The organism is Streptomyces sp. NPDC002853 (assembly GCF_053591915.1).
Map to the genome: position 1 here is coordinate 432,227 of NZ_JBSFUS010000006.1, position 15,300 is coordinate 447,526.

Consider the following 15,300-nt stretch of genomic DNA (forward strand, 5'->3'; position numbering starts at 1 on the left):
GTCAACTGCCGCGAATCGTCGTCTATGGGGTGGAATCCCCGCGGAAGGGGGGTGGGGTTCGCATCGCGTGCCCATCGTCATGAACGCACCGGAACAGCTGGAAACGAAGCCGCGCATCGCTCCGACGGTCCTGGCCGACGCCTGGGTCACCGCGCCGCACCCCGTGGTCGTCGCCGACGGCGCGGGCCGGGTCGTGGCCATGAACGAGGCCGTGCGGCTTCTCCTGCCGACCGCCGCGAACGGTTCGGCCCTTCGCGAGGCCGCACCGCGCTGGCTTGCCGATGCGCACACCCGGCTGACCGCACAGGACCCCAAAACGGCCGACGACGGTGAGCCGGATGTCGTACGCGGCGAGATCGGCGAGCGGAGCTTCGAGGCACGCCCCGCACGGCTGGACGACGCGCACTGGGCGTGGTGGCTTGCGGAGGACACGCACCGGCGCACGGCGGAGGACGACCTGCGCGCCGAACGAAGACGCACGGCCCTTCTCGCCGACGCCTCCCACCAGTTGCTGGCGTCCCTCAACGTCGAGCGGTGCATGGAGGTGACGGCCACCCTGGCGGCGGGATATCTCTGCGACGCGGCGACGGTGATCGCGCCGGGCCGCGGCAACGTGCACCCCATGACCTGCACCGGACCGGCGGATGAGGTCACCCACTCCACCGTGGAGGTCGACCTGGCTGAGGTGCCGGGCCTCAGTGAGGCGATGCAGGGCTTCCCGCCGGTGCCCTCGCGGTGGATCGACCCCGCGATGCTTCCGGAGTGGGCCGTGCCCGCTCATTTCACCGGCCCGGTGTGCTCGGTGCTGATCACCCCGCTGCCCGGCCACGGCGTGCCGGCGGGCGTCCTGATGCTGCTGAGGTCCACCGAGCGCAGTGCGTTCAGCGAGGCCGAGGAGGTCTTCGCCCGGGTCTTCGCCGCCCGCGCCGGCGCGGCGGTCTCCGCGGCGCGGCTCTACGCCGAACAGAGCGCCATCTCCCGCACGCTCATGCGTGACCTGCTGCCGCCCGAGCTGCGTTCCGTGCACGGCGTGGAGTTCGCCGGGGGGTACATCGCCGCGGGCGCGGGAGAGCACATCGGCGGCGACTTCTACGACGTGCACCCCGGGCAGACCCCCGAGGACGAGACGCTCGTCGTCCTCGGTGACGTCTGCGGCAAGGGCCTGGAAGCGGCGGCTCTCACCGGCAAGATCCGCAACACGGTGCAGGCGCTGCGGCCCATGGGGCACGACCACCAGCAGCTGCTCGGCCTGCTCAACGAATCGCTGCTGCGGACCGAGCACACCCGGTTCGCCACGCTGGCGCTGGCCTCCGTGTCCCGCCGCGGGAACTCCGTGGACCTGCGCGTCACCAGCGCCGGCCACCCCCCGCCGCTGATCGCCCGCGCGGACGGCAGCGTCGACGAGGCCGACACCAGGGGCACCCTGATCGGCGCGCTGCCGCGGGTCACGTCCAGCACCGCGCATGTCCGGCTCAAGCCGGGGGAGGTGTGCCTCCTGTTCAGTGACGGGATCGTCGAGGCCAAGGGAGGGCCGTTGGGCACGGAGCTGTTCGGTGAGGAGCGGCTGTCGCGGGCGCTGTCGGAGTGCTTCGGCATGGTGGCCGAAGCCGTCGTGGAGCGGGTGCAGATGCTGGCCTCGCAGTGGGTGGGTCGCGGACCGCACGACGACATGGCCGTGGTCGCGATAGCCGCACCGCGCCACCAGCACCTCAGCGCCGTGGACGGACACACCCGAGGCAGGTACACCGGATGATCGCTCCCACCCCTGACCTGACCGAAGGTCTTGATCCGCACGCGGTGTCCGATCCGCACGCGGTGTCCGATCCGCACGCGACGTCCGACCCGCTCGAATCGGCCCGTGCGCAGCTGTGGGACGACGTGCGCGAGGGCGACGAGATGGGGGCCACCCGCACGGTGCGGGCCGCGGTCGAGGCGGGCAGCGGCTTCGAGAGCGTTCTGCTCGACCTCATCGCCCCCGTACAGGCGCGGGTCGGCGTCGAATGGGCGGCGAACCGCATCAGCGTGGCCCAGGAACACGCCGCGACGGCCATCAACGACCGGGTCATCACCCTCACGGCGGATGCCGGTCTGCCGGTCCCGGACACCGCGCGGCGGCGCGGACGCGTCACCGTCGCCTGTGTGGACGGTGAGTGGCACGCCCTGCCCGCCAGGCTGCTTGCCGAGGTCCTTCGTCTGCGCGGATGGCAGGTCGATTTCCTCGGCGCCCACACCCCCACCCCACACCTGGTGCGCCACCTGCATCACCACGTGCCCGACGTGGTGGCGCTCTCCTCGTCCATCCCGACGAACCTCCCGGTCGCCCATGCCGCGCTCACCGCCTGCCAGGCCGTCGGCACCCCGGTGCTCGTGGGCGGCGCGGCCTTCGGGCCGGACGGACGGTATGCCAAGGCCCTCGGCGCCGACGCCTGGGCCGCCGACGCGCGGGACGCCGCGGATATGCTCGAGAAGGGCCTGACACGCCCGCAGGTGATGCCCCATCAGGCCGTGGACGACCTGCCGCACCTCAGTGACCAGGAGTACTCGATGGTCGCCCGCAGCCGGGGTGAGCTGGTCAGGGAGGTGCTCCGCGAACTGGAGGAACTCTTCCCCCCGATGGCCCGCTACACGGTGCAGCAGCGGCAGCACACCGCGGAGGACATCGCGCACATCGTGGACTACCTGGCCACGGCGCTCTACCTGGACGACGACGGCCTGTTCACCCGGTTCCTCGACTGGACGGCGGACATACTCACCGCGCGGCACGTCCCCGCCCGCAGCCTCCTCATCGCCCTGGACGTCCTGGGCCGACGACTGGCCGATTTCCCGCGCGCCACGCGCGTTCTCGACGCTGCCCGCGATGCCCTCGGCGCTCGGCAGGCGTGCCCAAGGACCGGAGAAACCGTATGACCCGCCCGGTGTCCCGCCTCGACCTGCGCACCGAGTTCCAGCAGGACGTCGTGACCGTCCACGTCGGCGGCAGCCTGGAGTACGGGGTGACCGACAGCCTCGTCGCCACCGTCACCGAACAACTCGACCTGGCCCGCGCGGGCGGCCGCGCGGTGCGCCGACTCGACCTCGAACTGGCGGAGTTGACGTTCGTCGACTCCATGGGCCTGGCATCCCTGCTGATGGCCCGGCGCGTCACGGACGCCCGTGGTGTCACCCTCCGGCTCAACCGCCGCCCCGACTGCCTGGACCGCCTGCTGCGGCTCACCTGCACCTTCGACCACCTCACGGCTTCCGCCGCGCCCGGAAGCGCCTCGGCGCCCGACCGGGCAGCGGGCGGGTCAGGTACGCCCGACGTGCGGGGCGAGTGACGGCCCCAGCAGCCGCGTCATGGCCTCGGCGGCGCGCACGGCGGCGTCCGCACAGCAGTTGTTGAACAGCACGTGGACGTGCTCGGTCCGCTCGGCGAGCGTGCGCAACCGGGGCACCCACTCGGCGAGTTCGTCGTCGGCGTACGCGTACCGGAAGCGGTCCTCCTTGCTGCCCCGCCCCCATGCCGTGCTGCGGCCGTGGAAGCGTACGACGGACAGCCGGGACGAGGTCACCGGTGCGCCGGGAGGCAGCGAGGAAGGCAGCGTCCGGTTCATGTCGACGCCGACCGCCGCCATGCCGTGGCCGGCCAGCAGGCTCCTGGTGGCCTCGGCCTGTTCCGCACGCCACCAGTCGGGGTGCCTGAACTCGACGGCCACCGGCCACCCTTGAGCCCGCCGGGCGGTCCGGGCGAGGACCTCCGAGGCCCGATCCCCGGGCCGCAGCCACGGCGGGAACTGGAACAGCACGCTGCCCAGACGGCCTGCCTGCCGCAGCGGCTCGATCCCGGCCGCGAACCGCCTCCACACCTCGTCGAGCAGCCCCGGGTCCCGGGCATCGGCCGGCACACCCTCCCTCGGGCGCGGTCCTTCCCGCAGATCGCCGGGGAGTGCGGCAGGGCGGGTGGGGTGCCCGGTGAGCAGCGAGAAGGCCTTCACGTCGAACGTGAAACCGTCCGGCGTGCGTTCCACCCACAAACGGCTGTTGCGTTCGCCGGGCAGCGCGTAGTACGTCGAGTCCACCTCGACGACGGGAAACCGCTCGGCGTAGTACCGCAGCCGCCCTTCCGCGTCGCGCCGCCCCTTCGGATACCACCCGCTGCGCACCAGCGCCGGATCGGTCCACGAGCACGTCCCCACAAGAATGTCGCCCATGAGAGCCCGGTACCCCCGAGGGGCGCGAGCCGGGCATGGCATTTCTCACGTGACCGCCACCGCCCGCCCGAGTAGGGTCGGGGGCTGCGTGTGACCGCGCAGGACATACGTGGCTTCCCCGGCCCCACCCGGGAGACCACGGGCAGTACGGCGGGCCCCCGGGCCCGGACCCCCACACACAAAGAGTCGCGCGTGCGCGGCCGCAGATCAGGAGCAGCAGTGCAGGGCACCCCCCACATAGCCAGCACACCGCACGACGGGCGATTGCCGTCCGTGTCGCCGTACCCGCCGGGCGCCGCCGCGCCGAGCGCACGGCGTCCCCCGGCCGCCGCCCCGCAACTCCCGGTGTTCATCGACCAGTCCGGGTGGCGCAGACGCACCCTGCAGGGCCTCGGGCTGCTCGTGGGCTGCGCCTGCGTCGGCTATCTGCTGTTCGCGGGCACGCTGATCAGCGGCCTCTGGCAGCCCGTCGGCACGCACCCGCCCAGGACGGACGCACCGGCGGACTCCGGCGCGGGCACCTCGGCGGGCCTCTCCAGAACCGCCCCGCCGGCCGGAGGCCCCAAGCAGTGAGCCGGGGCGCCGCCGATGTCCGCCGCCCGCCACGCGGACACTGGCTCGTGCTCCTGCTCGTCCTCCTGGTGGTCGCCGTCGCCCTCCTCTTCGAGGGCTGGACGACGCACCAGGTCGACGCCGCGCGCACCAAACCGCCGTGCACCCGGCCGATCCCGCGCGCTGCGGACGACGGGAAACCACTGCTGCGGTTCGGCCCGCGGGGGGTCACCACCGAGGCCATGCCGCCGGGCACCGTCGCCCTCACCTTCGACGGCGGGCCCGACCCGGTGTGGACGCCGCGCCTGCTCGCCCTGCTGCGCGAACACCGTGCGCCGGCGACCTTCTTCGTCCACGGCAAGGACGCGGCCCGGCACCCCCAACTGATGCGGCGGATCCTGCGCGAGGGCCACGAGGTCGGTTCGTACACCTACAGCGGGGGCGACCTGGGTGTCGCCTCGCCGCTGCGCGCCCGCCTCGAACTGTCCCTCACCCAGACCGCTCTCGCGGGCGCGGCCGGCGTCAACACCACCCTGCTGCGGCTGCCGCACACGACGGCGGCGGACACGCTCTGCGGCCCCCAGTGGCCGGCCGCGAGGCGGGCCGCCGAACAGGGGTACCTGGTGGTCGCCTCGGACCGCAAGGACCGCGAGCCCTGGAAAGGCGTGGTGACGCAGCACAGCCAGACCGACCTCGGCTTCCGAGAGGCCGAGGAGTTGCTGCGGGACCGCCGGGTGAAGTCGTTCACCACCGTCAGCGGCGGCCTTGACCGGCCCTCCTTCGCCGAAGGGGTCCCGGTCGCGAAGGAGATCGAGGGCCAAGGTCTGATCTGGTCGCAGCGGCTCGGCAAGGCCTTCCTCACCGTGATGGTGTGGACGCTGACTCTCGCGGGCGTACTCGGCGTCCTGCGGATGCTCCTGTTCGCGCTGTTCGCCCGGCTGCACGTGCGCAGGCTGCACCGGTTCAGGCCCGGCGCGCCACGGCTGCGCGAGGTGCGGGACCCGGTGACGGTCCTGGTGCCCGCGTACAACGAGGAGGCCGGCATCGCCTCCACCGTGTACTCGCTGCTCGCCTCCACGCATCCGCACTTCCAGGTCATCGTGATCGACGACGGCTCGACCGACGCCACCGCCGACATCGCCGAGGACATCGACGACCCCAGGGTGACGGTGATCCGGCAGCCCAACGGCGGCAAGCCGAGCGCCCTCAACACCGGCCTCGCGCACGCCCGGCACGACATCGTCGTGATGGTCGACGCGGACACCATCTTCGAACCCGAGGCGCTCGCCCGGCTCGTCCAGCCGCTCGCCCACCCCGCGGTCGGCGCGGTCAGCGGCAACACCAAGGTCGGCAACAGGCGCCGCCTGCTCGGCAAATGGCAGCACCTGGAGTACGTGCTCGGCTTCAACCTCGACCGGCGGATGTTCGAGGTCCTGGAGTGCATGCCGACGGTGCCGGGGGCGATCGGGGCGTACCGCAGGGACGCGCTGATGGGCGTCGGCGGTGTCAGCGACGAGACCCTGGCCGAGGACACCGACCTGACGATGGCGCTCTGGCGGGCCGGCTGGCGCGTCGTCTACGAGCAGTCGGCCGTCGCCTGGACCGAAGTGCCAAGCAGCGTGCGGCAGTTGTGGCGTCAGCGCTACCGCTGGTGCTACGGCACCCTCCAGGCGATGTGGAAGCACCGGCACGCCGCGGTGGAGGTCGGCCCCGCCGGACGCTTCGGCCGCCGGGTCATGCTCTACGTAACGCTGTTCCAGATCGTGCTGCCGCTGTGCGCGCCGGTGGTGGACATGTTCGCCCTGTTCGGGGCGCTGTTCCGCGACCCCGTGGAGGCGGCCCTCGTCTGGTTCGGCTTCCTCGCCGTGCAGTTGGTGACCGCCGCGTACGCGCTGCGGCTCGACCGCGAACGGCTGCGCGTGCTGTGGGTGCTGCCCCTCCAGCAGTTCGTGTACCGGCAGTTGATGTACCTGGTGGTCATCCACTCCGTCAGCACGGCGCTGCTCGGCACCCGCCTGAAGTGGCACAGCATGAAGCGGACCGGCACCGCCGACCCGTACCTGGTGGAAGCGCCGCCGGAAGAGACGCGGCAGAGTCTGCAAGGGAGCGGACGATGACAGACACCCTCCGTTTCGCCGAGCGCCCCAGCTCACACTACGGACCCCGACGCGCCCACGCCCGGCAGCCGAAGAGGCGCAGGAGGCTGCGGCGTGCGGTGCTCGTCCTGCTGACCGGCGTCATCGTCGCGGCGGGCGGCACGTACGGCTGGGCCGAGACGAGCCTCAAGCGCGAGGTCGACCTCGGCGCGTACGGGAACCGCCCGGCACCCGGCGCCGGCACCAACTACCTCATCGTGGGCTCGGACAGCCGCGACGGGCTCTCGGAGGACGCCGTGCAGGACCTGCGCGCCGGCGGGGGCGGCGGGCGGCGCACCGACTCGATGATGCTGCTGCACACCGGCGCCAACGGAACCAGCATGGTCAGCCTGCCGCGCGACTCCTGGGTCACCGTGCCGGGCCGCCTCGACACGACGACGGGCAAGACGAAGCGCCCCGAGGGGGACAAGCTGAACGCCGCCTTCGCCTACGGCGGCCCCGAACTCCTCGTGCACACCGTCGAGCGGAACACCGGGCTGCGCATCGACCACTACGCGGAGATCGGCTTCGCCGGGTTCGTGAACATCGTCGACGCCATCGGCGGTGTCCGCATGTGCCTGGACCGCGACATCAAGGACAAGAAGTCGGGCGCCGACCTGCGCAAGGGCTGCCACACCCTGGACGGCGAACAGGCCCTGGCCTTCGTCCGCCAGCGCCACCAGGAGAGGGAGGGCGACCTGGGCCGGTCGAAGAACCAGCAGAAGTTCCTGTCGACCCTCGCCCACCAGGCCGCCCGGCCCGGCACCCTCTTCGACCCGACGGAGATCGGTCCGGCGATGCGGGCCGGGCTCGACACGCTCATCGTCGACGAGGACATGAGCCTGCGGGACCTCGGCGAGATGTTCCGCGCCGTGCAGAGCGTCTCCGGCGGCAAGGGCACGCGGCTCAACGTGCCCGTGTCCGGCTTCGGCGTCCCCACCTCGAAGGGCAACGTACTGAAGTGGGACGCCGAGGAATCGGCACGCCTCTTCGCCGACCTGCGGCAGGACCGGCCGCTGACCTGACTCACACCACTGCGGGACTCACACCATTTCGGGCTGCGGGTCCGCCGGCCGGAGCGCCGGTGCGGGCTTCGGCTCCCATGCCCCGGTGGTCCGTACATAGCAGTAGATCACCGAGAGCATCGACAGGATGACGAGAGGGCCGAACACCCACGGGTGGGCGGCCATCTCCATCGGCAGCCAGCGGTAGGCCACCAGGAGCGCGGCGAAGACAGCCGTGCCGTGGGCGACCAGCTGGACGCCCGACCGGTGCCAGCCGCGGTCGTACGTGCGCAGCCCCGCCTCGACGGTGAGCGCGAACACCACACCGGCGACGAGGTCCACGCCGTAGTGGTAGCCGAAGCCCAGCGTCGCGCCGAGCGTGCAGACCAGCCAGAACGTTCCCGCGTACCGCAGCAGGCGCGGGCCCTTGCGGGAGTGGATGAAAATCGCGGTGGCCCACGCCGTGTGCAGGCTCGGCATGCAGTTGCGCGGGGTGATCCCGTCGTACGTCACGGGGTGCGGGAGGCTGATCGGCGGCAGGGTGTGCGGCCACAGGTCGGCCACCGCCCACTGCACACCGCCGGTGCCGGAGGTGCCGGGGCCGTAGGCGAAGATCGGCCCGACCACCGGGAAGATCATGTAGAAGGCGGGCCCGAGGAGACCGATCAGCAGGAAGGTGCGCACGAGATGGTGGCGCGGGAAGGCGCGCTCGGTGGCCACGTTGCGCAATTGGTAGAGGGCCACGGCGACCGCCGCCACCGCGAGCTGGGCGTAGACCAGGTCGAGCACATAGGTGCTGACCGGACCGGAGGCCTCCAGCAGCCGGCCCGCGAGCCAGGACGGGTTGCCGAGCGCGTGATCGGCCATCGCCACATAGGGGTCGAGCACGGTCGGGCGGGTCTTCGAGGTGATGAGCAGCCAGGTGTCACCGGTCTTACGCCCGGCCACGAGCAGCAGCCCGAGCCCGACGCCCTTGAGCAGCAGCACACGTTCCTCGCCGGTACGGCGCGTGATCGCGAAGACAGCGCACCCCAGCATCGCCCACAACGCGCCGTTGCCGAAGAACTGCCCCTCGGGCACATCGGCGTCCACCGCCCACCGCACCGCCACGAAGACGACGTCGACGCCGACCGCGAACCCGGCGGCGATGAACCGCTGCCGCCAGGTGAGCACCACCATCATCAGCGCGAGCCCGCCGTACAGCGGCCCGGGCTTCGGCGGAAAGATCACCTCGCGCACCTGATTGGTGATCGGCCCCGGCACACCGCCGTAGCGACGCGCGGCGATCTCCAGCGCGACGAGGAACCCCAGGGCCACCGTGGCGGCGGTGGCCCACAGGATGGTTCTGCGGCTTATTCGCGGAGATGTCCGCGAAGATATAGGTATCAATTGTCCGGCCGATGTGGTCGAGGCTGTGGAGTGAGTCGAGGGCGCTGGTCGCGAGGCCGATCATGCCATTGGGCGGACCGGCGGCTACAACCAGTCCCGGCGCTTGAAGATGAAGTACAGGCTGACGCAGACCACGGCCATCAGGCCGATCGCGAAGGGGTAGCCGAACATCCAGTGCAGTTCGGGCATCTCGTCGAAGTTCATGCCGTAGATCGTTCCGACGAGCGTCGGGGCGAAGAGGATCGCGGCCCATGAGGAGATCTTCTTGATCTCCTCGTTCTGCTCGAAGCCCGCCTCCGCGAGCGCCCGCATCTCCGCGTTCTGCTGCTGTGTGACGAGCGTGGAGTTGACCGTGAGGATGTCGGTGAGGGCTTGGCGGAAGCCGTCGACGCGTTCGCTGGTGTGCGTGACGTGGTCGGCGACGTCCCGCAGATAGCGCTGCAGTTCCTCGTCGGTGCGGTACTTCGCGAAGCCCGCCATCAAGGAGTGCAGCATGGCCACCAGGGGGCGGGTCGCCCGCTGGAACTCGACCATCTCGCGGGAGAGCTCGTAGATGCGGCGCGAGACCTCCGGGTCGCCGCTGAAGACCTCGGTCTCGATCTCGTCGATGTCGTTCTGGACTCCGGCCACCACCGGGGCGTACCCGTCGACCACCGCGTCCAGGATCGCGTACAGGACCGCCTCGGGGCCGAGCTTGAGGAGGTCCGGGCTCTCCTCCATGCGGCGGCGTACGGCGGTCAGGTCCGGGGCGGCGCCGTGGCGCACCGTGATGACGAAGTCGGGGCCCACGAACACGTGCAGCTCGCCGAAGTCGACCTCCTCCGGGGCGTCCAGGTAGCGGGCCGCGCGCAGGACGACGAAGAGGGTCTCGCCGTAGCGTTCGAGCTTCGGCCGCTGGTGGGCCTCCATCGCGTCCTCGACGGCGAGCTCGTGCAGGTCGAACTCGGCGGCCAGGGAGAGGAGTTCACCCTCCGTCGGGCGCGCGAGGCCGATCCACGCCATGCCGTCCTGCTGCTCGCGCAGCTCCCGGAAGGTGTCGGCGAGGCTTGCGGGTGTCGCGACGCGGACCCCGTCACGGTAGAGCGCGGCCTGTACGACGCTTGCGGGTTCCGGTGGTGAGGGGGGCGCGGGCTCGGCCTCGGGGGTTCCGGGGCCCCCGTTGCCCGCGGCCGAGGAAGCCTTGGCCGGGCCGGTCCACCGCCAGCCGTGCCTCTTCGCGATCGGTGCGGGCCGGGGCCGGCGCTCCGCCATGCTGGCTGCCTCCGATGTCGAACGTGTGTCTAGATGGCTCCGAAGCAGGATATACGTCCCAAAAGTCGCGAGCTCGGCGCCATCTCGGCGTGCGCCCTATCCCTCATCCGGCATGCTTGCGGACAGTGGATGTCCGCAAGCCCCGCTAGCGTGCGGTGCATGACGAACACGCCGAGTACCCAGTCGAAGGCAGCCGCCGCCAAGGCCCCCGCCCCCCTTCTCGGCACGCGCGCCCTCAACCGCGCCACCCTCGACCGTCAACTCCTCCTGCGCCGCTCGGCCGGTCTCTCCGTCGAGGGCGCCGTCACGCACCTCCTCGGCCTCCAGGCGCAGAACGTGAAGCCGCCCTACTTCGCCCTCGCCGCCCGCATCGAGGGGTTCGACCCCGAGGACCTGTCCGGGCTCCTCGCCTCGCGCGATCTCGTCCGCATCGTCACCATGCGCTCCACCATCCACCTGCACACCGCCGACGACGCCCTCACCCTGCGCCCGCTGGTGCAGGGCGCGCGCGACCGCGAGCTGCACGCCTTCCGCAAGGGCCTGGTCGGCGTCGACCTGGCGGAGCTGGCCTCGCTCGCCCGTGCCGCCGTCGAGGAGGAGCCCCGGACGATGAAGCAGCTGCGGGAGATCCTGCTGCCCCGCTGGCCCGACGCCGACCCGCAGTCGCTCGCCGTCGCCGCCCGCTGCTCGCTGCCGCTGGTCCAGGTCACCCCGCGCGGGCTGTGGCGGCGCAGCGGGCAGGTCGCGCTCACCACCGCCGAGCACTGGCTCGGCCGCCCGAGCGAACCGGTTCCCACGCCCGACGCCACCGTTCTGCGCTACCTCGCCGCCTTCGGACCCGCCTCGGTCAAGGACATGCAGACCTGGGCGGGTCTGACGCGGCTGCGGGAGGCCTTCGAGCGGCTGCGGCCCCAACTGCGTACGTTCCGCGACGAGAACGGCGTCGAACTCTTCGACCTCCCGGACGCGCCGCGCCCCGACGCGGACACCCCGGCCCCGGTGCGTTTCCTGCCGGAGTTCGACAATCTCCTCCTGTCCCACGCGGACCGCGCCCGGATCGTGCCGGCCGAGTACAAGGGCCGCACCTGGAAGGGCAACTTCGCCTACAACGTCTTCCTGGTCGACGGCTTCCTGGCGGGCGTGTGGCGCGTCGAGGAGGGCGCGGGGAAGGACGCGAAAGGGGCGAAGGGCTCGGGCGTCCTCACCATCGAGCCGTTCGGTTCGCTGACCAAGACGCAACGGCACGAACTGACCGAAGAGGCCGAGCGACTGCTGAGCGGGCCGATGTACCAGGCGGCGACGACGACCACGTACGACATCCGCTTCGGCACGGTCGTCGAGCGGTGAGACGCGGCGCGGCTCGGTGAAGCGCCGTGCGGTGCGCTGAACGGCGAAGCCGTCAGTCCGCGCGGCCCGTCGCCGCGACGCTCACGCCGAGCCCGATCATCGTGACGCCGCCGGCCCCGCCGATCATCGAAAGCCGCCGCTCCGAACGCGCGAACCAGGAGCGGGCCGCGGACGCCGTGAGCCCCCACAGCGTGTCCGTGACCAGCCCGATGCAGATCGGCGCAAGACCGAGGAGCAGCATCTGCGCGGGCAGCCCGCCCGCCGAGTGGTCGACGAACTGGGGCAGCACCGCCGCGAAGAACACGATGCCCTTCGGGTTCGTCACGCCGACGAGCGCGCCGTCCAGGACCGTGCGCACATCGGTGCGCGCCTCGCCGGGGGCCGCGGCCCCCATGGACTCGGCCCGCATCTCCTTGCGGTGCCGGAAGGCCTGCACGCCGAGGAAGACCAGATAGGCGGCCCCTGCCAGCTTCACCGCCATGAACACCGCCGCCGACCGCTCGACGAGCGATCCGACGCCGAAGGCGACCGCGACGACCAGGACGTACGACCCGAGCAGGTTGCCGAGCGCCGTCGCCACGGCGGTGCGCCTGCCGTGGGCCAGGGCCCGGCCGATCACGAACAGGACGCTCGGCCCCGGGATCACGATCACCAGCAACGACATGGCCGCGAACGCGAGAAACCGATCCGTGGACACCATGCCCACCACCCCCTCCAGAGCCCATTCAACCCCGACGGCCGTGGAACCCGCCCTCGGTGTCACCCTGCGATCCGCTCACGGCAACAACCCCACCCTCCGAGCCGCCACCACCGCCTCCCACCGCGTATGCGCCCCCAACTTCCTCATGGCGGAGCGCAGATAGCCCTTGACGGTCTCCGGGCGCAGGCCCAGTCGCTCCGCCGTCGCCGCGTTCGTCGCGCCCCTGGCCACGCAGGCGAGGACGTCCACCTCGCGCGGCGCCAGACACACCGCACGTTCCCGGCCGGGCGGCACCGTCGCGGCCGAGGCCAACTGCCCGCACACCGCCAGAATGTCCGCCCGCAGGGCCACGTCGGCGATGCGCGGGGCCAGTTCCCGCAGGGCGCCGTGCGCCTCGCGGACCTGTTCCCAGGCGGCCCCGGCGCCCGCCCGCGGCTCCCGCGCCGCCGCGATGAGCGCGTGCACCTCGTCGCGTACGACAAGGGCCTGCTCCACGTCCCGCGCGGCCGCCACCGCCGCCGACAGCGTCCGGTCGCCCAGCGGCTGGGCCGAGCGCAGGGCCCCGTACAGCACGCCCCGCACCCTGCGCCGCACCACCACCGGCACCGCGAGCACCGAGCGCAGTCCCTCCGCGGCCACGGCACTGTCGTACTCATGGCTGATGTGCCGCGAGTCGTGGTAATCCGTGACCGCGCAGGGACGCGAGAGCGCGACCGCCTTGCCGCCGAGCCCGTTCCCGGAGGACACCGCGAGGCCGCACAGCGCACGCGTCCCCGTGCCCGTCAGCTCCCCGATCCGCACGTGGCGCTGCCCTTCGACCAGGCCGCCGAAGGCCACCGGAAGCCCCGTGCCGCGCCGCAGCCGCAGCAGCGCGGACCGCATCTCGACCGCCTCGCCTCCGTCAGCCGTCACGCGTCAGCCCTTTCGCTCCGGGACACCCCCGTCCGGGGGTGGTGAGACCCGCATCACGAATTACACGATGTTACGTAGCGTCCGGCAATGACCCCGGCGACGAGGAGAGCACGATGACGACGACGGACACGGCAGGCACCAGTGGGGCCAGTGGCACGGAACAGTTCCGCACGGCTCGGGACTTCCTGCTGCGGCACCGGGAGGACTACGAGGCCGCGTACGAGGGTTTCGCCTGGCCGCGGCCCGAGCGGTTCAACTGGGCGCTCGACTGGTTCGACGTCATCGCCCGGGGCAACGAGAGGACCGCTCTGCACATCGTCGAGGAGGACGGCCCGGCCACTCGCGTCTCCTTCGCGCACATGTCCGTACGCTCGGACAAGGTCGCCAACTGGCTGCGCGCACAAGGCGTCCGTGCCGGGGACCGCGTCGTCGTGATGCTCGGCAACCAGGTCGAGCTCTGGGAGATCGCCCTCGCCGCGATGAAGCTGCGCGCCGTCGTCATCCCGGCGACGCCCCTGCTCGGCCCCGTCGACCTGCGGGACCGCATCGGCCGCGGGCGGGCCAAGCACGTCGTCGTGCGTCCCGAGGACACGTCGAAGTTCGACGACGTGCCCGGCGACTACACCCGCGTCGTGGTGGGCGGCGAAGTGCCGGGCTGGATCGCGTACCAGGGTGCGGACGACGCCCCGGAGGCCTTCGAGCCGGACGGAGTCACCCGCGCCGACGACCCCCTGATGCTGTACTTCACCTCGGGCACGACAGCCCGCCCGAAGCTGGTCGAGCACACCCATGTGTCGTACCCGGTGGGCCACTTGGCGACGATGTACTGGATCGGACTCAAGCCCGGCGACGTCCACCTGAACATCTCGTCACCGGGCTGGGCCAAGCACGCCTGGTCGAACCTCTTCGCGCCCTGGAACGCGGAGGCGACGGTCTTCATCCACAACTACACGCGCTTCGACGCGGGCCGTCTGATGGCCGAGATGGACCGCGCGGGCGTCACCAGCTTCTGCGCGCCCCCCACGGTGTGGCGGATGCTCATCCAGGCCGACCTGACCCAGCTGCGGACTCCGCCGCGCGAGGTCGTCGCCGCGGGCGAGCCGCTCAACCCCGAGGTCATCGACCAGGTGCGGCGCGACTGGGGCGTCACGATCAGGGACGGCTTCGGCCAGACCGAGACCGCCGTGCAGGTCGCCAACTCGCCCGGACAGGAACTCAAGCCGGGCTCGATGGGCCGTCCCACGCCCGGCTTCGTCGTGGAACTGCTCGACCCTGTGTCGGGCGAGCCGGGAGCCGCCGAGGGCGAGATCTCCCTCGACCTCGCCACGAACCCGGTGGGCCTGATGGCCGGCTACCACGGCGACCCGGAACGCACCGCGGAGTCGATGGCAGGCGGCTACTACCGCACCGGCGACATCGGCTCCAAGGACGCCGACGGCTACATCACCTACGTGGGCCGCTCCGACGACGTCTTCAAGGCATCCGACTACAAGATCTCTCCGTTCGAGCTGGAGAGCGCCCTCCTGGAGCACGAGGCGGTGGCGGAGGCGGCAGTCGTGCCCGCCCCCGACGCGCTGCGGCTCGCGGTGCCGAAGGCGTACGTCGTCCTCGCCGCCGGACACGAACCCGGACCCGACACGGCGAAACTGCTCTTCGAGCACTCCCGCGCGGTCCTCGCCCCCTACAAGCGACTGCGCCGCATCGAGTTCGGGCCGCTTCCCAAGACGGTCTCCGGCAAGATCCGCCGGATCGAGCTGCGCGAGGCGACGGCCGCGGGCTCCGACGCCGAGTACCGCGAGGAGGACTTCCGGTGAGCGGGA

At 71.8% G+C, this 15,300-nt stretch carries 13 protein-coding genes; 8 read left to right on the forward strand and 5 right to left on the reverse strand.

From position 1 onward, the window contains the following. Positions 1-79 precede the first annotated feature (79 nt). From ACWD02_RS19045 to ACWD02_RS19055, 3 genes are read left to right on the forward strand one after another with little or no spacing between them, the layout of a single operon-like run. Complete coding sequence (locus tag ACWD02_RS19045; protein WP_451212077.1) at positions 80-1,753, forward strand: PP2C family protein-serine/threonine phosphatase; 1,674 nt, start codon at positions 80-82, stop codon at positions 1,751-1,753. Beyond that, on the forward strand, positions 1,750-2,907 hold the full coding sequence (locus tag ACWD02_RS19050; RefSeq protein ID WP_451211705.1) for a cobalamin B12-binding domain-containing protein: 1,158 nt from the start codon (positions 1,750-1,752) through the stop codon (positions 2,905-2,907). The genes ACWD02_RS19045 and ACWD02_RS19050 overlap by 4 nt, the downstream gene beginning before the upstream one ends. After that, positions 2,904-3,317 carry an STAS domain-containing protein gene (locus ACWD02_RS19055; protein WP_451211707.1) on the forward strand — a complete coding sequence of 138 codons (414 nt, stop codon included), beginning with the start codon at positions 2,904-2,906 and terminating at the stop codon, positions 3,315-3,317. The genes ACWD02_RS19050 and ACWD02_RS19055 overlap by 4 nt, the downstream gene beginning before the upstream one ends. On the opposite strand, the gene ACWD02_RS19060 is transcribed toward ACWD02_RS19055, so the two are convergent. Further along, the gene (locus ACWD02_RS19060) at positions 3,288-4,190 is read right to left on the reverse strand and encodes a DUF72 domain-containing protein (RefSeq protein WP_451211710.1); all 903 of its coding nucleotides are present in this window, start codon (positions 4,188-4,190) and stop codon (positions 3,288-3,290) included. The two genes, ACWD02_RS19055 and ACWD02_RS19060, sit on opposite strands and share 30 nt — an antisense overlap. Positions 4,191-4,409: 219 nt before the next feature. On the opposite strand from ACWD02_RS19060, the gene ACWD02_RS19065 reads away from it, so the two are divergent. From ACWD02_RS19065 to ACWD02_RS19075, 3 genes are read left to right on the forward strand one after another with little or no spacing between them, the layout of a single operon-like run. Continuing rightward, positions 4,410-4,763: a hypothetical protein gene (locus ACWD02_RS19065; RefSeq protein WP_451211712.1), complete on the forward strand. Its 354-nt coding sequence runs from the start codon at positions 4,410-4,412 to the stop codon at positions 4,761-4,763. Continuing rightward, on the forward strand, positions 4,760-6,859 hold the full coding sequence (locus tag ACWD02_RS19070) for a bifunctional polysaccharide deacetylase/glycosyltransferase family 2 protein (RefSeq protein WP_451211714.1): 2,100 nt from the start codon (positions 4,760-4,762) through the stop codon (positions 6,857-6,859). The genes ACWD02_RS19065 and ACWD02_RS19070 overlap by 4 nt, the downstream gene beginning before the upstream one ends. Then, on the forward strand, positions 6,856-7,902 hold the full coding sequence (locus ACWD02_RS19075) for an LCP family protein (protein WP_451211717.1): 1,047 nt from the start codon (positions 6,856-6,858) through the stop codon (positions 7,900-7,902). Before ACWD02_RS19070 ends, ACWD02_RS19075 begins: the two co-directional genes overlap by 4 nt. A gap of 18 nt (positions 7,903-7,920) precedes the next feature. On the opposite strand, the gene ACWD02_RS19080 is transcribed toward ACWD02_RS19075, so the two are convergent. Both ACWD02_RS19080 and ACWD02_RS19085 read right to left on the reverse strand, forming a co-directional pair. Continuing rightward, positions 7,921-9,222 (reverse strand): phosphatase PAP2 family protein, encoded by a 1,302-nt coding sequence (locus ACWD02_RS19080; protein ID WP_451212080.1) that lies wholly within the window; start codon positions 9,220-9,222, stop codon positions 7,921-7,923. 132 nt (positions 9,223-9,354) lie between these two features. Then, positions 9,355-10,521 carry a magnesium and cobalt transport protein CorA gene (locus ACWD02_RS19085; RefSeq protein WP_451211720.1) on the reverse strand — a complete coding sequence of 389 codons (1,167 nt, stop codon included), beginning with the start codon at positions 10,519-10,521 and terminating at the stop codon, positions 9,355-9,357. 159 nt (positions 10,522-10,680) lie between these two features. Between ACWD02_RS19085 and ACWD02_RS19090 the strand changes: the two genes are divergently transcribed. Beyond that, positions 10,681-11,868, forward strand: a complete 1,188-nt coding sequence (locus ACWD02_RS19090) for a winged helix DNA-binding domain-containing protein (protein WP_451211723.1) — start codon at positions 10,681-10,683, stop codon at positions 11,866-11,868. A 52-nt stretch (positions 11,869-11,920) separates the two neighbouring features. Here ACWD02_RS19090 and ACWD02_RS19095 read toward each other — a convergent pair whose 3' ends face one another. After that, positions 11,921-12,568: a LysE family translocator gene (locus ACWD02_RS19095; protein WP_451211726.1), complete on the reverse strand. Its 648-nt coding sequence runs from the start codon at positions 12,566-12,568 to the stop codon at positions 11,921-11,923. A gap of 75 nt (positions 12,569-12,643) precedes the next feature. Then, on the reverse strand, positions 12,644-13,480 hold the full coding sequence (locus ACWD02_RS19100) for a response regulator transcription factor (RefSeq protein ID WP_451211728.1): 837 nt from the start codon (positions 13,478-13,480) through the stop codon (positions 12,644-12,646). A 113-nt stretch (positions 13,481-13,593) separates the two neighbouring features. Here ACWD02_RS19100 and ACWD02_RS19105 point away from each other — a divergent pair, with 113 nt between their 5' ends. Then, complete coding sequence (locus ACWD02_RS19105; RefSeq protein WP_451211731.1) at positions 13,594-15,294, forward strand: AMP-binding protein; 1,701 nt, start codon at positions 13,594-13,596, stop codon at positions 15,292-15,294. The last annotated feature ends 6 nt before the right edge of the window (positions 15,295-15,300 follow it).